Raw genomic sequence first — 17,740 nt, 5'->3', positions numbered from 1 at the left:
GATTGCCGAACGCGGGGCGGCCGGAGTTACTGGAGGGGACCGCTCCACGTCGACGAGGCGCGCGCCGGTGTCCCGGGAGGTACCTGCATGGACATGATCCATGTGCGCATGGTGAGCCCCGCCCGGCTGACCGACGCCGCGGTCGCCTTCCTCGCCGCCGACCCCTGTGTGCTCAACCTCATCGTGCAGCCCGGCATCGCGCGGAACCCGGACGGCGACGCCCTCGCCTGCGACGTGCTGACCGGCGGGGCGAACGACGTGCTGCGCGGTCTGCGGGAGCTGCGGATCGACCGGACGGGCTCCATCGTCATCGAACCCGTCGACATGGCCTTCTCCGGACGCGCTGCGCGGGCCGGTGCCGATCGGCGCGGGGCGCTCTCCCGCGCGCCCGTCTGGGAGGAGGTGGAGGCCCGCATCCGCGCGCAGGGCAGCTACGCCCCGAGTTTCTACCTCTATCTGGTGGTCGCGGGCCTCATCGGCGCGGTCGGCATCGTCACCAACTCCCAGATCCTGATCGTCGCGGCGATGGTCGTCGGACCCGAGTACGGCGCCATCGTCAGCGTCGCGCTGGGCATCGACCAGCACGCACGGCCGCGCATCCGCAAGGGGCTGACCGCTCTGGCGGCCGGGTTCGCGCTGGCCATCGCCGCCACGTTCCTGTTCGCCCTGCTGATCCGTGGATTCGACCTGGAGTCCAGGGCGTTCGACGTGGGCGTGCGTCCCGTCTCCCATCTGATCGACACACCCGACTTCTTCTCGTTCGCGGTCGCCACGCTGGCCGGGATCGTGGGAATCGTGTCCTTGAGCGAGGCCAGGACGAGCGCTCTGCTGGGCGTCTTTATCTCCGTCACCACCATCCCGGCGGCCGCCGACTTCAGTGTCTCCGCGGCCTTCGGCAGTTGGACCGAGGCACGCGGGGCGTTCATCCAACTCCTCATCAACGTCGTTGTGTTGATCGTGGTGGGCACACTCACGCTGCGGGGGCAGCGCGCCATCTGGCGCCGGGTCGGCCGGCGCGGCCCGCGAGCCGCCGACGGGTGACGGACGCACCGGCGCGCGAGGACGCGCGGGGCGGGGGCGTCCTGTCCGGCAGGCGGGAAGTGTCAGACTGGCGCCATGGACGAGCGCGTATTCGACAGGTCGGGTCAGCAGGCTTCCGTCATCGGTCTCGGCACCTGGCAACTGGGTGCCGACTGGGGCGACGTGAGCGAGAAGGACGCCCTGGCGGTGCTGGAGACGGCGGCGGAGTCGGGGGTGACCTTCTTCGACACCGCCGATGTGTACGGTGACGGACGGAGCGAGGAGACCATCGCCACCTTCCTGAGCGGCCGGCCGGACCTGCACGTCATGGTCGCCACCAAGATGGGCCGCCGCGTCGACCAGCTCCCGGAGAACTACGTCCTCGACAACTTCCGTGCCTGGAACGACCGTTCCCGCCGCAACCTCGGCGTCGACCGTCTCGACCTGGTCCAGCTTCACTGCCCGCCGACACCCGTGTACTCCTCCGACGCGGTGTACGACGCCCTCGACACCCTGGTCGAGGAGGAGCGGATCGCCGCCTACGGCGTGAGTGTCGAGACGTGCGAGGAGGCACTGACCGCCATCGCCCGGCCGAACGTGGCGAGCGTCCAGATCATCCTCAACCCCTTCCGTATGAAGCCGCTGCGCGAGGTACTGCCGGCCGCGCGCGAGGCGGGCGTCGGGATCATCGCGCGAGTCCCGCTGGCCTCCGGGCTGCTCTCCGGCAAGTACACCAAGGACACCGTCTTCGCCGCCGACGACCACCGCACGTACAACCGCCACGGCGAGGCCTTCGACCAGGGCGAGACCTTCTCCGGGGTCGACTTCGCGACGGGTGTGGAGGCGGCGGCGGAGTTCTCCGCGCTCGCTCCCGAGGGTTACACCCCGGCTCAGTTGGCGCTGCGGTGGATCGTCGCGCAGCCCGGTGTGACGACGGTGATCCCGGGAGCCCGTTCACCCGAACAGGCCCGTGCCAACGCGGAGGCGGCGAAGCTGCCCGCGCTGTCGCGCGCGACGCTGGACGCCATCGACGAGCTGTACGAGCGGCGGATCAAGGAGCAGGTGGAGAGCCGCTGGTAGCGGCCCCGCGGAACCCGGCGGCGGCACGCCGGTCTGCTGACGGTGTCCCGCCGCCGGGCGGTGCGGCAGGGTGTGCCGGGCGTGATGTCGGTAGGGCCGGGGACCGGTGAGCCGGCAGCAGGTGCGGCCGGGACGGGGCATACCCGACGGCCCGTGGCGCCGGGACGCGTCGGCGCCGCCGGGATGCGTCAGTGCCGGGCCGTGCCCGCCCCCGGGAGCGCGTCGAGCTGCCGGTCGTGCGCACGGCTCAGCACCAGCACCGAGACGCTCGCGCCGATCAGGGCGCAGAACATGTCCCACTGGGTGTCCCACACGTCGCCCTGGGTCGCCAGGAACGCGTCCGCGCCATGGCCGCCGATCACGGCGGCCGCCCACTCGAACATCTCGAAGAGGGCGCTGAAGGCGAGGCACGCGCACACGGTCAGCGGCGCCAGCCACCGGCTGCCGCGCAGCGGTGACGTCCTGCTGAGCAGCTCCCGCACCAGGACGGCCGGCACGAAACCCTGCATGAGGTGCCCGAACCGGTCGTACGGATTGCGGTCGAGCCCGAAGGTGTCGCGCACCCAGTCGCCCAACGGCACCTGCGCGTAGGTGTAGTGCCCGCCCACCGCGAGCACCAGCGCGTGCGCCGCGAGCAGGCAGTACAGCAGGGTCGTCAGGGGGAACCGCCGTCGGCTGAGCACGACCACCGGCAGCCCGACGATCACCCACACGGTCTCCAGCAGCCAGGTCGTCCCGTCGTGCGCGTGCCACGCGGACAGGGCCATGCCCGCGACCACCACCACGACGAGCGCGGCGGGGAGCGTCAGGCGGGCGGCGCGTTCCGGGGAAGCGGGGTGTCGGGCGGGCGGGGCGAGGACTGATCCGGGCATGGCGGGCTCCTTGGTCCAGGTGGCCCCATCGTGGTGGAGCGCCGGGGCGGGTGGCATGAGTACGGGTACTCACCCGGCCGCTGCGCACCTCTCGACGAACATGTTCGTGACGTACTTGTTCGCAACGAACATGTTCGTTATGGTGAAGGGGTGACAGAGCAACCCGCCCCCCGACCCAGCCGCCGCGAACGTCCGGCGAAACCGGCCCTGACCAGGGACGGCATCATCCGGACCGCTGTCGCGCTGATGCACGCCGAAGGCCTGACCCGCGTCACCATGCGCCGCCTCGCGCAGGAACTCGACACCGGACCGGCCTCGCTCTACGTCTATGTGCGCAACACCGCCGAACTGCACGCGGCGGTGCTCGACGACCTGCTCGGCGGCGTCGACCTGGGCCCGGCCAGCGCGGACGGCGACTGGCGCGAGCGGCTCGTGGAGGTACTCACCTCGTACACGGCTGTCCTGTTCGAACACCCGGGGCTCGCCCGTTCGGCCCTGGTGGCCCGCCCCTCCGGCGAGCGCTACCTCGACCTGGCCGAGGCGCTGCTGTCCCTGCTCGACGAGGGCGGGGTCCCCGGTGATCGGGCGGCCTGGGCGATCGACCTGCTGCTCCAGTTCGCCACCGCCACCGCCGCGGAGCACTCCGCGGGGGAGAAGGACCAGGCCGACAGCGAGGGCGAGTGGGCTGCCCTCGCCGCGGCGGTGCGCGGTGCCTCCCCCGAGCGGCACCCGCACATCGCCGCGCTGGGCACGGAGCTGCTCTCCGGTCCGGGCACGGCCCGTCTGAACTGGGGCTTCCACGTCCTGATCAACGGCGTGCTGCTCACACCCCGGCCGGACGCGCCCGACGCGCCGGCCGCACCCACCCCATCCGACACGCCGTGAACCCCGCCGGGGCACGGCAGTCACCACCAGGAACCGTCACGGAGAGCCGACGGTTACCCGCGTACAAGGAGAACCAGCCATGACGGACACCCGCACCCACCACCCCATCGCCGTGATCGGCGCCGGTCTCGGCGGCCTCACGCTCGCCCGCGTCCTGCACCTGAACGGCGTCGAAGCCGCCGTCTACGACCTCGACGCCTCGCCGACCGCCCGCCCCCAGGGCGGGATGCTCGACATGCACGAGGACTCCGGCCAGGCCGCGCTGCGCGCCGCGGGGCTCCACGACGAGTTCCGCGCGGCCATCCACGCCGGCGGCGAGGCCATGCGCATCCTCGACAAGAACGCCACCGTCCGGATGGAGGACGCCGGCGAGAACGAGTCACGTCCGGAGATCTCCAGGGCCACCCTGCGCGACATCCTGCTCGGCTCCCTGCCCGAGGGAACCGTCCGCTGGGGCGCCAAGGTCACCGGGGCACGGACGGCCGGGGACGGCCGCCACGAGGTGACCCTCGCCGACGGACGCACCTTCACCGCCGACGTGCTGATCGGCGCCGACGGCGCCTGGTCGAAGGTCCGCCCGCTCGTCACGGACACCACCCCGGTCTACGCCGGTATCTCCTTCGTCGAGATGCATCTGCTCGACGCCGACACCCGTCACCCGCGGGGCGCGGCCGTCGTCGGCGGAGGCATCCTCTTCGCGCTCGCCGAGGAGAAGGGCCTGCTCGGCCACCGCGACCCGGACGGCTCCCTGCACGTGTACGCCGCCCTGCGCACGCCCGCCGACTGGGCGGTCTCCGGGGCCGTCGACTTCACCGACACCGAGGCGGCCAGGCGGAGCCTCCTGGACCACTTCGACGGCTGGGACGAGAGCCTGCGCTCGCTGATCGGCGAGGCGGACGGCGAACTCGTCGCCCGCCCGATCCACGCCCTGCCTCCGGGTCTGCGCTGGAAGCGCGTCCCCGGCGTGACCCTGCTCGGAGACGCGGCGCACCTGATGTCCCCGTTCGCCGGTGAGGGCGCCAACCTCGCGATGCTCGACGGCGCCGAACTCGCCACCGCCCTCGTCGCCCACCCGGACGACACGGAGAAGGCCCTCGCCGTCTACGAGGAGGCCCTCTTCCCGCGCTCCGAGAGGTCGGCCACCGAATCAGCCGCGAACCTGTCGATCTGCTTCGCCCCGGACGCCCCGCAGAGCCTGGTCGACCTGATGAACCAGTACCGGGACGAGGTCAACTGACGTACGGACAAGTCGATGTGATGTCTTGTCAGCAATGACCGGTCCGCTTCGCCCGGTATCGCGACATCCTTCGCCGAAGGGCGGGCCCACCCTTCACCACGCCGTCACTCTCCGGACGCACACGTCACTTCCGGCACTCCCGGGCGCCCTCTATCCTCGCGCCGGGGCCGGGGTCCGGGGCAGTCGCCGGGCATCACCGGTCCGACCTGTCCTCGCACCCTGTCCGTCGGAAGGTGACACCTCCCATGCGCCCCTCATGGCCGCGCACAGCAAGACGGTTCGGCGGCAGATCCGCCGCCCTGCTCGTGACCACCGCCCTCGCCCTCGCGACCCCGCTCCCCGCCGACGCGGGCGTCACCGCCGTGGAGCGGCCGGCGTCCCTGGTGGACCCGTTGATCGGATCGGCGAACAACGGCACCACCTACCCCGGCGCCACCCTCCCGCAGGGGATGATCGGCTGGTCCCCGACCAGCACGACCGGCGACCAGACCGGCACCGGGGCCGCCAACGGCTACCGGTACGACGTCACCCGCATCCGCGGTCTGAGCCTCACCCATGTCAACGGAGCCGGATGCAACCCCGGCGCGGCGGGCGACGTCCCGATCATGCCGTACGTCGGTGACGTCACGTCCTCGCCCTCGGCCGACACCAAGGACGCGGTGTACGCGGCCGACTTCTCGCACACCGCCGAGAAGGCCGTACCCGGGCGCTACTCGCTCGGGCTCGCCTCGGGCGCCTCGGCCGACCTCGCGGTGAGCAGGAGGGCGGGCGTCGCCGACTTCACCTTCCCGGCCGACCGTCCCGCCAACCTGCTCTTCCGGGTCTCCAACTCCCTCAACGGCAGCGAGGACGCGCAGGTCGACATCGACACCGCGCACCGCAGGGTGACCGGCTCGGTGCTGACCGGCGCGTTCTGCGGCCGCCGCGCCAACGGGGGCACCAACAACCGCAAGAGCTACTACCGGCTGTACTTCAGCGCGTCCTTCGACCGGGACTTCTCCACCGTCGGCACCTGGAAGGACGGCACCCTGTCCGCGGGGTCCACCACCGCCTCGGGCGGAGAGGGCTACGCCACCGGCGCCGACCGGGCGGGCCGCGGCTCCGGCGGGTACGTCGGCTTCGACACCAGCACTGACAACGATGTCCACATGCGGATCGGCATCTCGTACGTCAGTCTCGGCGGCGCCGAGGCCAACCTGCGCCGGGAGATCGCCCCGGACGCGAGCGTCGCGGACGTGGCCGACGCCGGAAGCCGCGTCTGGAACCGCGAGTTGAGCACCGTACGGGTCGACGGCGGCACCACCGACCGGCGCACCGCCTTCTACACGGCGCTCTACCACGCGCTCATGCAGCCCAACCTGATCAGTGACGTCGACGGCAGCTACTACGGCATGGACGGCGCCGTGCACCGTCTCGCCCGCGGCCAGCGCGCGCAGTACAGCAACTTCTCCGGCTGGGACCAGTACCGCGCCCAGATACAGCTCCTCGCCCTGCTCAAGCCCCGGGTCGCGGGCGACTTCGCCCAGTCCCTGTTCAACTTCGCGCGGCAGAACGACGGGATCTGGGACCGCTGGGTGCACATCAGCGGCGCCACCCACGTCATGACGGGCGACCCCTCGGCGGCGACCCTCGCCACGTTCTACGCGATGGGCGTGCGCAACTTCGACTACGAGGGAGCGTTCGACTCGCTCGTACGGCAGGCCACCGTGCCGCGTCCCGAAGAGCTGCTGGACGCCGGCTGCCCCGGCCAGTGCGTGGGCCAACGTCCCAACCTGGCCCAGTATCTGACGTCGCATTACGCCGCACAGGACGTGTGCCACTGCTGGGGCGGCGCCGCCGAGACACTGGAGGACGCGGTCGCCGACTCGGCGCTCGCCAAGTGGGCCCGGCTGCTGGGCCGCGACCAGGAAGCGGCCGTCTTCGCCGAGCGAGGCGCCTACTGGCGCAACGTGTTCAACCCCGCCGCCACGGCCGACGCAGGCTACATCCAGGCCCGCAGGCTCGACGGGTCCTGGGTGACGCCGTTCAGCCCCGGCAGCGACCTCGGCTTCGCGCAGGGCACCAGCGCCACCTACACCTGGATGGTCCCGCAGGACGTCCAGGGGCTGGCCGCCGCCATGGGCGGCCGGGAGGCGGCCGCGGCCCGGCTGGACGGCTTCTTCCACAAGGCCGACGGTTCCTGGTCCGTGCGCGGCGGGGACGCCCTGCGCTACGACCCCACGAACGAGCCCGGCATCCACGCCCCCTGGCTGTACAACGGGCTCGGACAGCCCTGGAAGACCCAGGCGACCGTCCGGCAGATCCTCGACACCGACTACGGCACCGGCCCCTCGGGACTGCCGGGCAACGACGACCTCGGGACCATGTCCGCCTGGTACGTCTTCTCGGCCCTCGGCCTGTACCCGCGGACCCCGGGCAGCGCGACCATGCTCCTGGGCGCCCCGGTCTTCCCGCGCGCGGTGCTTCCGCGGCCGGGCGGGAAGAGCATCGTCGTCAGCGCGCCCGACGCGGACGGCACGCATCTCTACATCGACGCCGTACGGGTCGACGGGCGCCCCACGCAACGCTCGTGGACCGGTGCGGGCCTCACGACCGAGGGCGGCACGGTGAGATTCGAACTCGGTGAGCAGCCCGACACCGAGTGGGCCACCGCCCCCGAGGACCTGCCGCGGTGACCGCGCGGCCGCGCGGGAACACCCGTTCCCGCGCGGCCCGGCGGCCCGCTCACTCCCGGCCGGCCGCCCCGCGCAGCGCCGCGATGGCGGTGCCGATCGCCTGCTGGAGTTCCTCCAGGCGCTGCACCATGTCGTCCTCGTAGATGTCGTCGGCGTCGTCGAAGGTCAGCTCCTCGAACACCTTCGTGGCCTTCTGCAGGCTGCTGTAGAACTTCGTCCGGCGTTCCTGGACGCGCAGTTCGGGGTCGGCCTCCACCGTCTCGACGACGAGGTTCTTCATCGTGTCGTACGCCTCCGTGGCCCACTCGCCCGCGTCCTCGCCCTCGTCGAGCTCGTCGAGGAGGGACAGATGCCGTTCGGCCTCGGAGCGGAGCTCGGCCGGTGCGTCCAGGGTCTGCCCGGCCGGTGTCCTGATCTGGCCCTTCTCCGCGATCTGGCGCACATAGCCGATCCGGTCCGCCGCCCTGTTCTCGGTGGCGACGGCCTTCTTCAGTTCGTCCGTGCGGGAGATGTCACGGGCCAACTCGGTCTGGAGCGCCGGGTCTTCCTTGACCCGGTCGAGCAGCGCGGCCCGCGCGGCCTTCGCGGTGGAGGGGTCGGCGAGGATCGCGGCCCGCAGCGCGGTCGGGTTCTCGGCCACCTCCAGGGCCTTGGTGGGACGGATGCCCTCGGCCTCGGCCGCCTCGGCGATGGCGGCGCCGCGGTCCGAGGCGGCGCTGGAACGCGAGGCGTAGTAGGTGGACCAGGCCTCGGCGCCCGGCAGTTCGACGTCCGCGCCGGGGAGCAGGGTCTCGAAGTGGGGGACCAGGCCGTCGTCGGCGGCCCTGTCCCAGGCCTTGTAGTAGCGCATGACGCGCTCGGGCGAGCAGCCGGCCAGTTCCGCGAACTCCTTCGCGGACACCTTCTGCGTGTCGTCGGCGGACTGTCCGCCGGGGCGGACACTGCGCGCCACCTTCAGCGCGAAGGCCCAGCCGCCGTTGCGCGCGTAGGCGCCGAAGTCATGGGCGTCGCGCTCGACGGGGTTCGGCACGCCGGTGTCCGTGGCGGATTCTTCGGACGAGGCGATGGCTGCGGTCAACGGGAACTCTCCTGGGATGGCGGGGCGTTGATGTCACGGAGGATGAAGCATTGGCCTAAGGTCTGCGTGGAATCAAGCAGCCACGCGTAGACCGCGGCCAAGCGGACACCCAAGTAAATCCGAAATGTGCAAGCCAGAAACGACGCGATGTGATGACCTTCACCCCGATGTGGCAGAAAGTGATGAATTCCTTACGGCCGTGTCACGTATGGCTGGGTATCGACCATCGCGCGACCGCGGGAGGATCTTTCGTGCGACCGTTCACTCTCAACTACGCCCAGCCCTCAGGGCAGTCGGCCGCAGTACCCCCGTACCACTTCGACGTGTCCCTGCAACTGAACGTGCTGCCCGACGGCCGCCCGGCCGTCAGCGACCGCGCGTTGCTGATGGCGACCGGCACCACGACGTCGACGGCCGGTTCCCAGACGCACTTCGACGACTGACGGATGCCGCGCGCATGACGGTTCTCATACTCACGGCCGAACAGGACGTCACCGCCGACATGGTGGTGGCCAAACTGCACGATCGGGGCGTGCCCATGGTGCGCCTCGATCCCGCCGACCTGCCCGGCAAGGCGGTGCTGTCCGCCGACTACGCCCACGGTGACTTCGACGGCTATCTGTCGGTCAACGGCCATGTGCTCAGCATGGGAGGCCTGCGTTCCGTGTGGGTGCGCAGACCGGGCGAGCCGGCGGCCCACGCCGCCGAGCCCTCGGCCTGGCTCACCGCCGAGACCAGGCAGGCCCTGTTCGGCATGCTCTACTCGGCCTCGACCCGCTGGATGAACCACCCGCGCCGCGCCGAGCAGGCCCGGCACAAGCCCTGGCAGCTACGGGTGGCGCACAGCAGCGGATTCGCGGTGCCGCCCACCGTCATCACGACCGCTCCCCGGGTGGCCCAGGAGTTCGTCCAGGAGTACGGGCAGGTGGTGGTGAAGTCTGCCTCGGGGCCGCCGCCCGGCGAGCCGCCGGCGGCCCTGCCCACCACGCTGGTCGGTCCCGGCACGGACTTCTCCGGTGTGGCGGCGGGTCCCGCGCTGCTCCAGCGCTACATTCCCAAGCGCGCCGACATCCGGCTCACCGGCATCGGTACCCGTCTGTTCGCGGCCCGCAAGGCCGCCGAGCCCGGCCAGGTCGACGGCCGGTTCGGTGAGACCGGCAACGGCTGGGAGCCCACACCGGTGCCCCACCGCATCGCCCGCTCGGTCCACGACTACCTCGCCTTCACCGGACTCGCCTACGCGGCCTTCGACTTCGCCGAGGACGCCGAGGGCATCTGGTGGTTCCTGGAGTGCAACCAGGGGGGCCAGTTCGGCTTCGTCGAGCTGGAGACCGGGCAGCCCATCGCCGACGAGGTCGCCGTATGGCTGGCGCAGCGAAGACCCGGTCTCCGTATCCCGGAAGGACATTGACATGAGTACGTGGTGACGGTCGATCACTTGGCGTTCGGCCGGAAGGTGTCGAGGAACGTCTTCAGCGCCTGCCGGTTGGCGGTGGTGTCCCAGTCGTCCGCCGGGGTCGTCCAGCGCAGCGAGAAGCCCCGGTGGTCGCCGATGAGGAAGCCGCGGCCGAACGTGCGCACCCGTACTCCCTGCGACACCGAGTACCACTCCATGTCGGCGCCCTTCATGCCGTGATAGGTGACCGGCTGGATGTCGCCGACCCGTTCGTAGCCGGTGGAGTCGGCACGCAGCGCGGGCTCCAGGGCGCTCCAGACGGCGACGGGGTCCGGGCCGAGCTGGGTGCTGTAGGTGACCGCCAGCGTGCGCGGGTCACCGCTCGCGCCGAAGGTCACCCGGTAGGCCCGGTCGTCGGAGGTCTGTGTCTCCAGGGGCTTCCAGGCCGACGGGAGGGCGACGGCGAAGCCCTGGGGCGCCCGGTAGAGGGAGAAGCCGGCCGGCAGTCCCGCGCCGGCGGTGGGGGAGGGGGAGGGGGAGCGGGACGGCCCGGTGGACGCCGTGGGCGTCCGGCCGGGGGGCGAGCCGGGAGCGGAGGGGGACGCGGACGGCGCGCCGGAGGCGGTCCGCGTCGGTGCGGGGCCGGACGCCGCGGTGTCGTCCCCGTCCTTCGGCCCGCCCATCGAGGCGAACACCGCGACGGCGGCGACGGTGACGGCGAGCGCCCCGCCCAGCAGAACCGGCCGCCCGACGGACAGGCCTTTCCGGGAGCGGCCCGTACTCCCCTCACCCGTGTCCCCGGCGCGGAAGTCACCCCGGGGATCGAAGAAGTCGGGCAGCGGCTCGGGCGGCGTCGTCTCTTCGAGGTTCTGCCGGAGGATGCGCGTCAGGGACTCGCGCACGACGGATTCGGGCACCCTCTCCTCGGGGTCCCAGCGCAGCAGGCCCAGCACGGCGGGCGCCAGCGGCCCCGCGCGCCGCGGGGACCTGACCGGCAGCCGGTCCACCGCCCGGAGCGTGGACTCCATCTGGCCCCGGTCCCGCACCACCGGCCGGCCCTCCACCAGCGCGTACATCAGCGCGCCCAGCGCCCAGAGGTCCGTGGCCGGCGCGCGGCCCTGGCCACGGGCCTGTTCGGGGGAGGCGTACGAGGGATCGGTGACGCGCGTAGCGATTGTGGCCGCCGCCGTCGATCCGAACCCGGTCACGGTGACCGTGTCCTGTTCGTCGGTCCACACCTGGCTCGGTCCGAGTTCGCCGTGGGGAACTCCCTCGCGGTGGGCGGCGGTGAGGACGTCGAGGACTCCGAGCCCGATGCGGGCCGCCCGCACAGGGTCGACGGGACCCCGCAGGAGGAGTTCCGTCAGCGGAGTGCCGGGGGGCCGCTCCGTGACGGTCCATACGAAGCCGTCTCCCTCGACCACGTCGAGCACCGCGGCCACCTGGCCGGGACAGGCCGGGCCGAGGATCTCGGCCACGCGCACGATCCGCTCGGCGGCGGTCTCCCGGGTCCCCCCGCCCGGTGTCCCCTCGCCCCGGGTCCCCTCGTCCCCGGGCTCGGCGACGCGGGACCGGGTCAGGACGACGGGCCGCCCGAAGGCGGTGTCCTCGCCGTGCCAGACGGTCCGCCCCTCCTCGCGCAGGACGACATCGAGCAGCCGGTGTCTCCCGGCGATCAGGTCGCCCGCGGAGTCTTGCGCCTTGGCCATCGTCATCCCTCGTTGCGACTGGGCTCTCTACCTTTCCCAGAAGTACGCGGGGCGTGACGAAGAGTGTTCAACGGAAGACGCCTCGAAATACCTGTTTTTGCCCGGCCGCGTCGTTGACGCGCACCCGTACGAACAGTTCAGGCCCGCGTTCCCCGTCGATTCACCGTCCTGACTCGTTGGGTGCACGGTTGCCCGGCTCCATCGCGTGCCGATCCCTCGTACGCCGCATGGGGATGCGTGACACCTGAGTCCGCGACCGAGTCGCCCGGTTGACGCCACCGGAAACGCCACACCGCGCCACCCCTTCCGCCATGTAGAGATATCTACCACCATGCATATGCCGAGGACTTGAAGGTCGACCGCGGGCCGTCGGGCCCGTGCCGCCTTCCGCGCCTGCAGGGCGGAAGGCACTATCTCCGGGGTGATCCGTGACGAACGTGATGTGGATGCAGAGCGTGGAGTGGCTCGCGGCCGCCGCCACCGATCCGAGGGCATGCAAACGGGAGTGGGACCAGGGGAGCGGCGGTGTGCTCCTGGAGGCCGGGCGCTACTGGGACGTGCTGAGCGTGCCCGAGCAACTCGGCCTGCTCGCCCTGGACATCCTGTGGTCCGACCCGATCCAGGTACCGGGGCCCACCCTGGTCGACTGCGCGGCCAGCCGCGTCGGTTTCTTCCTGCCGCCCGACCCCGCCAGCCGCTGGGAGGGATCGGGTCTCCGCCACCTCGGCAAGGGCTCATGGATCGCCGTACCGCCGCCGTACCGCTCCGCCGGACCGCTGGAGTGGATCATCCCACCGGACGGGACGGGTGCACTGCACCCCGCCCTCTCCCTGGAACTGGCGCTGCGCCAGGCCAACGGCACCCTCGCCGTACTGGCACCGGGAGCCGACGGCTAGCACTCACCGGTCCTCTCGGGCAGGCCCCGGGGTACGGGAACCGCCGGAACGGACTCGTCGGTGTGGCCGTCCTGCTCCGGGCCGGGGGCCGCGAAGGTGGCCCACAGCACGTCCTGGGGCTCGGGGACGAGACGGCCCTCGGCCCGCCACTCCGACACGAGCTGGGCGTAGATCGGTGGATGGCCGCCCGGACACACGCCCTGACGACCGGGACGGCCGGGGCGGTCGGACGCTTCGGAGCGGGGCCCGGCGGCGCCGGTGCCGACGGCCGTGCCGGAGATCGTACGTGTACCGGCACCCGCGCGAGCGGGAACGTGTCGCAACGCCTTGTGAGTGCTGTCCATGCCCGGGCAACGTGTGCGGACGCGCCGGTGGAACGCGCCTCGCCGACCACCCACCGGGTCGGGTGAGCACGCCCCCCGTTCGGAGCAACGCGACGCCGTGGACGGCCGCGACGATGCCCGCCCGCTACCCGGTCCCGTAGAAGTGCGCCTGGCCCCCGCGCCACTTCACCCACGCGGGATCGTCCAGCAGATCCTCCGCGTCGGGGAGACCGGCCCGGCCGAGGAACTCCAGGAGATCCTCGTCCGAGAACGCCACGCCGAGGTTCTCGCCCCGCGCGGTCACCTCACGGCCACTGGTATCCAGGGCCGGATGCACAACCAAAGGAGCCCGTCCGGACATGTATCCAGGATCGTCCTTCGGGCCGCGCCTCGCATCCGGACGGGCGGACGAGGACGGACACCAAGTCGTTCCATGGCGTGAAGTGGTTGTATTCAGTACGGAGTGCGGCGCTATCTCTGGTGAGGAGCTTTCGATGGGTGCGAAGGATCTGGCAGCGATCGAGGCGGAACGTGGGCGGATCCGGGACGCCCATCTGATGGCGGAGCGGCCGGCGAGCACCGCCCGCGGGGTGCACCATGTCGCGCTGCTCTCCTCGGACGTGGAGCGGACCGTACGGTTCTACCAGGGGGTCCTGGGCTTCCCGCTCACGGAGATGATCGAGAACCGGGACTACGAGGGCTCGACCCACTTCTTCTTCGACGTCGGCAACGGCAACCTGCTCGCCTTCTTCGACTTCCCGGGCCTCGACCTCGGTCCGTACGCGGAGGTCCTCGGCGGGCTGCACCATCTCGCCATCTCGGTCGACCCCGTCACCTGGCGCGGCCTGCGCGACCGGCTCGACGCCGCCGAGGTCGCGTACATGGAGGAGAGCGGCACCTCCATCTACTTCCGCGACCCCGACGGCGCCCGGGTCGAGCTGCTCGCCGACCCGCTCGGCGAGATGTACGGCAACACGGTGCTCTGAGCCCAGGGCCCGGGACCGGGGCGCAGGCCTCCCGGCGCGTCAGCCCAGCGTCTCGGCCCAGTTCGCCGGAACGCGTCCCGCGGGGCCGGGAGCGGGCTGGTCGAGCGGATGGCTCACCGGGGGAGCGAGGTCGGGACCGGACTCGTACAGCTCGGAGGTGTCGAAGTCCCAGAACCAGTTCTCGCCCGGTTCGAAACTCTGGATGACCGGGTGCCCGGTGCTCCGCGCGTGCGCGGTGGCGTGCTTGGCCGGGGAGTCGTCGCAGCAGCCGATGTGCCCGCACTGGGCGCAGCGCCGCAGATGGAACCACCAGCCGCCGACGGCGTCGCACTCGGTGCAGCCGGTGCCGCTCGGCGGTACGGACGGGTCGATTCCGTTCGGCGTGGTCATGAAGGCTCCTCGGAGGTCTCCGCGGCGGTCAGGGGCAGGCGGACCTGGAAGCGGGTGTCGCCGGGCACGGACTGCACCTGCAGGCTCCCGTGGTGCTTGTTGACGACGATCCGCCAGGAGATGTCCAGGCCGAGACCGGTGCCCTCGCCCACCGCCTTGGTGGTGAAGAACGGGTCGAAGATCCGGTCGCGGATCTCCGCGGGCACCCCGGAACCCGTGTCGCGGAACTCGACGAGCACCTGGTCGCCGTCGAGCGCGGTGCGCACCGTCAGCGTCCCCTGCCTGTCCATGGCCGCGACCGCGTTGTCGATGAGGTTCGTCCACACCTGGTTCAGCTCGCCGGGATAGGCGGGGATCCGGGCGAGCGTACGGTCGTAGTCCTTGACGACCTTGACCCCGGAGCCCATCTTCCCGGAGAGCATCATCAGCGTGCTGTCGAGCAGATCGTGGACGTCGGCGACCTGGTACGGCGCGCGGTCGAGCTGCGAGTACTGCTTGGCCGCGTCCACGAGGTGGGAGATACGGCCGGTGGAGTCCTCGATCTCGTTCATCAGGAGCTCGGTCTCGACCGTGTAGTTCAGCCAGCGGACCGCGCCTTCCAGGGTCGGTCCGTCCACGGCCGCCGCGACCTGGTCCAGCCAGTCGGTGTCGAGTCCCGCCTGCACGAACGTCGGGGCGAGCTGCCAGCCGCCCGCGATGTCGTGGTCGTCGAGCCAGTCGGCGAGCGCGTCCTCCCGGTCGGAGGCCTCCAGCGGGGTCAGCGGGGTGGCCTTGGCGACCTGCTCGGCGGTCCGCTCCTGGATCTCCACCAGCGTCTCCAGCGTGTCGCGCGCGTACGGTCCCGACGCGATCACCCCCAGTTTCTGCCGCATGTGGGCCACCCGGTCGCGCAGCGCCGAGGTGGCCCGCACGGCCGCCGCGGCCGGGTTGTTGAGCTCGTGCGTGAGCCCCGCGGACAGCGAGCCGAGTGCCAGCAGCCGCTCGCGCTGCCCGATGGTCCGCTGGGTGTTCTGGCTGCCGAAGAACATGCCCTCCAGCAGATGGACGGCCATCGGGAACCAGTCCCGCAGGATGGCGGAGAACGTCGCCGCGGGCAGGACGAAGAACCGCGAGAGCTCGGTGACCCGCATGGACCCCTTGTACCGGGCGTCGTCCGGACCGCTGAGATACGCCTGCATCGCGCCCGCGTACACCCCGCGCTTCGAGGTGCGGCTGATCTCCACGTCGTCCGCGCCGACCCGGCGCGACATCACCACCGTGCCTTCGAGGAGCACGTAGAAACAGGTGGCCGGATCGCCCTCGGTGTACACGGGCCCGGGGTCGAACTGCTCCGTCCGGCCCTCCCGGCACAGCCGGTCCAACTGGTCGTCGTCGAGTTTCTCGAACAGGAAGAGCGTGCTGAGTTCCGCCGCGTCGCACGGCACCGGCCGCCCGCTCACGACTGCTCCAGATAACGGTGGACGAGCATGACGGCCATGGCTCCCTCTCCGACCGCGGACGCGACCCTCTTCGCCGACTCGGCGCGCGCGTCCCCGGCCACGAACACGCCGGGCACATTGGTTTCCAGGTGGTACGGGGGCCGGTCCAGCTCCCAGCCGCGGGGCGGCTGCCCGTCGGGTGTCATGTCCGGGCCCGCGACGATGAATCCGCGGCCGTCCCGGAGGACGGTGCCCTCCAGCCAGTCGGTGAGCGGGGCCGCGCCGATGAACACGAACATCCACTGCGCGTCGACGAGTTCGGTGTGGCCGCTCTGCACATCGCGCAGGGTCAGCTGTTCCAGATGGCCGTCGCCGTGCGCGGACTCCACGACCGTGCCGGTGCGCACCGAGATGTTCGGCGCGTCGCCGATCTGCTCGATCAGATAGTGCGACATCGAGGCGGACAGCGAGGAGCCGCGCACCAGGATGGTGACGGACTTGGCGCCCCGGGCCAGGTACATCGCCGCCTGGCCGGCCGAGTTCGCGCCGCCCACGATGTACACGTCGTGCCCCTGGCAGGCCGCCGCCTCGGTGAGCGCCGAGCCGTAGAAGACGCCGCAGCCCGTCAGCTCGGACAGGCCGGGCGCCTGGAGCTGGCGGTACGACACACCGGTCGCGAGGATCACCGCGTGCGCGGAGATCGCGGAGCCGTCGGAGAAGCGGATGGTGCGCGAGGCCCCGGTGACCTCCAGTCCGGTCACCTCACGCGCGGTGAGTATCTCGGCGCCGAACTTGGCCGCCTGCCGCCGCGCCCGGTCGGTGAGCTGCCCCCCGGAGACGCCGTCGGGGAAGCCGAGGTAGTTCTCGATCCGGGAACTCTGGCCCGCCTGTCCACCGGTCGCGGACCGCTCCACGAGCACCGTGCGCAGCCCCTCGGACGCGCCGTACACGGCGGCCCCGAGCCCGGCGGGTCCGCCGCCGATGACGACGAGGTCGTAGAACTCCGAGGTGGGCGTCGTGGCGAGCCCGACGTGCGCCGCGATCTCGTGGTCGTCGGGCTCGACGAGCGGAGTGCCGTCCGGGGTGACCACCAGCGGCAGCCGCTCCCCGTCCTGCCCCGCGGCGCTGAGCAGCCGCTGTCCCTCGGGGGTGTCGGACGAGTACCACCGGTAGGGCACCTGGTTGCGGGCCAGGAACTCCCGGACGCCCGACGAACGCGCCGACCACCGGTGGCCGACGACCTTGCAGGCGCCGACCGGCCGGTAGTCGCTGGCCCGCCACGCGTCCAGGAGATCGTCGACGACCGGGTAGAGCTTCTCCTCCGGCGGGTCCCAGGGCTTGAGCAGGTAGTGGTCGAGGTCGATCACGTTGATCGCGTCGATCGCCGCGTTGGTGTCCGCGTACGCGGTCAGTAGCACCCGGCGGGCGCCCGGATACACGTCGAGGGCCTGCTCCAGGAACTCGATGCCGTTCATCTGCGGCATCCGGTAGTCGGCGAGGATCACGGCCACCTGGTCGCCGCGCAGCTTCAGCTCGCGCAGGGCTTCCAGCGCCGCGTCGCCGGACTCGGCGCGCACGATCCGGTGCGCCTCGCCGTAGCGGCGTCTGAGGTCCCGCGCGACGGCGCGCGACACCCCGGGGTCGTCGTCGACGGTCAGAATGACGGTCCGCGCCGGACTGGCGGCCTGGGTCATACCTCTCCCACCCCGAGCAGGTCAGTTGCGTTCCGGCCGAGCGGCACCGCGAGGCACCCCACGGCAGGTACACAGCCAATC

The 17,740-nt window shown here is 71.6% G+C and carries 17 protein-coding genes; 9 read left to right on the top strand and 8 right to left on the bottom strand.

All coding sequences use genetic code 11. The features are described from left to right. Positions 1-87 precede the first annotated feature (87 nt). Positions 88-1,041 (top strand): DUF389 domain-containing protein, encoded by a 954-nt coding sequence (locus OHT01_RS05005; protein ID WP_328551891.1) that lies wholly within the window; start codon positions 88-90, stop codon positions 1,039-1,041. A gap of 75 nt (positions 1,042-1,116) precedes the next feature. Further along, positions 1,117-2,100, top strand: a complete 984-nt coding sequence (locus tag OHT01_RS05000; protein WP_328551890.1) for an aldo/keto reductase — start codon at positions 1,117-1,119, stop codon at positions 2,098-2,100. Between the two features lie 188 nt (positions 2,101-2,288). Here the strand turns inward: OHT01_RS05000 and OHT01_RS04995 are convergent, their stop codons facing one another. Next, a complete protein-coding gene (locus tag OHT01_RS04995; RefSeq protein WP_443043353.1) occupies positions 2,289-2,972 on the bottom strand; it encodes a DUF2238 domain-containing protein in 684 nt (227 codons plus the stop codon). 150 nt (positions 2,973-3,122) lie between these two features. Between OHT01_RS04995 and OHT01_RS04990 the strand changes: the two genes are divergently transcribed. The 3 genes from OHT01_RS04990 (at position 3,123) to OHT01_RS04980 (ending at position 7,769) form a co-directional block, all read left to right on the top strand. Then, on the top strand, positions 3,123-3,857 hold the full coding sequence (locus OHT01_RS04990) for a TetR/AcrR family transcriptional regulator (protein WP_328551889.1): 735 nt from the start codon (positions 3,123-3,125) through the stop codon (positions 3,855-3,857). 79 nt (positions 3,858-3,936) lie between these two features. Beyond that, positions 3,937-5,094 (top strand): FAD-dependent oxidoreductase, encoded by a 1,158-nt coding sequence (locus OHT01_RS04985; protein WP_328551888.1) that lies wholly within the window; start codon positions 3,937-3,939, stop codon positions 5,092-5,094. A 245-nt stretch (positions 5,095-5,339) separates the two neighbouring features. Then, positions 5,340-7,769 (top strand): GH92 family glycosyl hydrolase, encoded by a 2,430-nt coding sequence (locus OHT01_RS04980; protein ID WP_328551887.1) that lies wholly within the window; start codon positions 5,340-5,342, stop codon positions 7,767-7,769. 49 nt (positions 7,770-7,818) lie between these two features. On the opposite strand, the gene OHT01_RS04975 is transcribed toward OHT01_RS04980, so the two are convergent. Further along, a complete protein-coding gene (locus OHT01_RS04975; protein ID WP_328551886.1) occupies positions 7,819-8,847 on the bottom strand; it encodes a hypothetical protein in 1,029 nt (342 codons plus the stop codon). A 251-nt stretch (positions 8,848-9,098) separates the two neighbouring features. Between OHT01_RS04975 and tgmA the strand changes: the two genes are divergently transcribed. Beyond that, positions 9,099-9,290 carry a putative ATP-grasp-modified RiPP gene (gene tgmA / locus OHT01_RS04970; protein ID WP_261706291.1) on the top strand — a complete coding sequence of 64 codons (192 nt, stop codon included), beginning with the start codon at positions 9,099-9,101 and terminating at the stop codon, positions 9,288-9,290. A 14-nt stretch (positions 9,291-9,304) separates the two neighbouring features. Continuing rightward, positions 9,305-10,258, top strand: a complete 954-nt coding sequence (gene tgmB / locus OHT01_RS04965) for an ATP-grasp ribosomal peptide maturase (RefSeq protein ID WP_328551885.1) — start codon at positions 9,305-9,307, stop codon at positions 10,256-10,258. 23 nt (positions 10,259-10,281) lie between these two features. Here the strand turns inward: tgmB and OHT01_RS04960 are convergent, their stop codons facing one another. Beyond that, a complete protein-coding gene (locus OHT01_RS04960) occupies positions 10,282-11,952 on the bottom strand; it encodes a serine/threonine protein kinase (protein ID WP_328551884.1) in 1,671 nt (556 codons plus the stop codon). A gap of 440 nt (positions 11,953-12,392) precedes the next feature. Here OHT01_RS04960 and OHT01_RS04955 point away from each other — a divergent pair, with 440 nt between their 5' ends. Next, entirely contained in the window at positions 12,393-12,848 is a 456-nt protein-coding gene (locus tag OHT01_RS04955; RefSeq protein WP_443043514.1) for a hypothetical protein, read from the top strand. Here OHT01_RS04955 and OHT01_RS04950 read toward each other — a convergent pair. After that, positions 12,845-13,192: a hypothetical protein gene (locus tag OHT01_RS04950; protein ID WP_328551882.1), complete on the bottom strand. Its 348-nt coding sequence runs from the start codon at positions 13,190-13,192 to the stop codon at positions 12,845-12,847. The two genes, OHT01_RS04955 and OHT01_RS04950, sit on opposite strands and share 4 nt — an antisense overlap. A gap of 124 nt (positions 13,193-13,316) precedes the next feature. Then, the gene (locus OHT01_RS04945; protein WP_037617573.1) at positions 13,317-13,532 is read right to left on the bottom strand and encodes a hypothetical protein; all 216 of its coding nucleotides are present in this window, start codon (positions 13,530-13,532) and stop codon (positions 13,317-13,319) included. Positions 13,533-13,665: 133 nt separating this feature from the next. Here OHT01_RS04945 and OHT01_RS04940 point away from each other — a divergent pair, with 133 nt between their 5' ends. Continuing rightward, complete coding sequence (locus tag OHT01_RS04940; protein WP_328551881.1) at positions 13,666-14,157, top strand: VOC family protein; 492 nt, start codon at positions 13,666-13,668, stop codon at positions 14,155-14,157. A gap of 39 nt (positions 14,158-14,196) precedes the next feature. Here the strand turns inward: OHT01_RS04940 and OHT01_RS04935 are convergent, their stop codons facing one another. The 3 genes from OHT01_RS04935 to OHT01_RS04925 are packed head-to-tail and all read right to left on the bottom strand — an operon-like array spanning position 14,197 to position 17,659. Continuing rightward, positions 14,197-14,547, bottom strand: coding sequence for a UBP-type zinc finger domain-containing protein (locus tag OHT01_RS04935; RefSeq protein ID WP_328551880.1), 351 nt, complete (start codon positions 14,545-14,547; stop codon positions 14,197-14,199). Further along, complete coding sequence (locus OHT01_RS04930) at positions 14,544-15,986, bottom strand: ATP-binding protein (protein WP_328551879.1); 1,443 nt, start codon at positions 15,984-15,986, stop codon at positions 14,544-14,546. Before OHT01_RS04930 ends, OHT01_RS04935 begins: the two co-directional genes overlap by 4 nt. Next, positions 15,983-17,659 (bottom strand): FAD-dependent oxidoreductase, encoded by a 1,677-nt coding sequence (locus OHT01_RS04925; protein WP_328551878.1) that lies wholly within the window; start codon positions 17,657-17,659, stop codon positions 15,983-15,985. Before OHT01_RS04925 ends, OHT01_RS04930 begins: the two co-directional genes overlap by 4 nt. Positions 17,660-17,740: the final 81 nt, after the last annotated feature.

Source organism: Streptomyces sp. NBC_00358, assembly GCF_036099295.1.
Classification (GTDB): domain Bacteria; phylum Actinomycetota; class Actinomycetes; order Streptomycetales; family Streptomycetaceae; genus Streptomyces.
The sequence above is the reverse complement of the archived record's forward strand: the minus strand, read 5'-3'. Positions and strand labels throughout refer to the sequence as shown.

Coding starts and splice junctions, on each gene's coding strand:
- OHT01_RS05005 (WP_328551891.1), top strand. CDS start 88: ATGGACATGATCCATGTGCGCATGGTGAGCCCCGCCCGGCTGACCGAC.
- OHT01_RS05000 (WP_328551890.1), top strand. CDS start 1,117: ATGGACGAGCGCGTATTCGACAGGTCGGGTCAGCAGGCTTCCGTCATC.
- OHT01_RS04995 (WP_443043353.1), bottom strand. CDS start 2,972: ATGCCCGGATCAGTCCTCGCCCCGCCCGCCCGACACCCCGCTTCCCCG.
- OHT01_RS04985 (WP_328551888.1), top strand. CDS start 3,937: ATGACGGACACCCGCACCCACCACCCCATCGCCGTGATCGGCGCCGGT.
- OHT01_RS04980 (WP_328551887.1), top strand. CDS start 5,340: ATGCGCCCCTCATGGCCGCGCACAGCAAGACGGTTCGGCGGCAGATCC.
- tgmB (WP_328551885.1), top strand. CDS start 9,305: ATGACGGTTCTCATACTCACGGCCGAACAGGACGTCACCGCCGACATG.
- OHT01_RS04960 (WP_328551884.1), bottom strand. CDS start 11,952: ATGGCCAAGGCGCAAGACTCCGCGGGCGACCTGATCGCCGGGAGACAC.
- OHT01_RS04955 (WP_443043514.1), top strand. CDS start 12,393: ATGTGGATGCAGAGCGTGGAGTGGCTCGCGGCCGCCGCCACCGATCCG.
- OHT01_RS04950 (WP_328551882.1), bottom strand. CDS start 13,192: ATGGACAGCACTCACAAGGCGTTGCGACACGTTCCCGCTCGCGCGGGT.
- OHT01_RS04945 (WP_037617573.1), bottom strand. CDS start 13,532: ATGTCCGGACGGGCTCCTTTGGTTGTGCATCCGGCCCTGGATACCAGT.
- OHT01_RS04940 (WP_328551881.1), top strand. CDS start 13,666: ATGGGTGCGAAGGATCTGGCAGCGATCGAGGCGGAACGTGGGCGGATC.
- OHT01_RS04935 (WP_328551880.1), bottom strand. CDS start 14,547: ATGACCACGCCGAACGGAATCGACCCGTCCGTACCGCCGAGCGGCACC.
- OHT01_RS04925 (WP_328551878.1), bottom strand. CDS start 17,659: ATGACCCAGGCCGCCAGTCCGGCGCGGACCGTCATTCTGACCGTCGAC.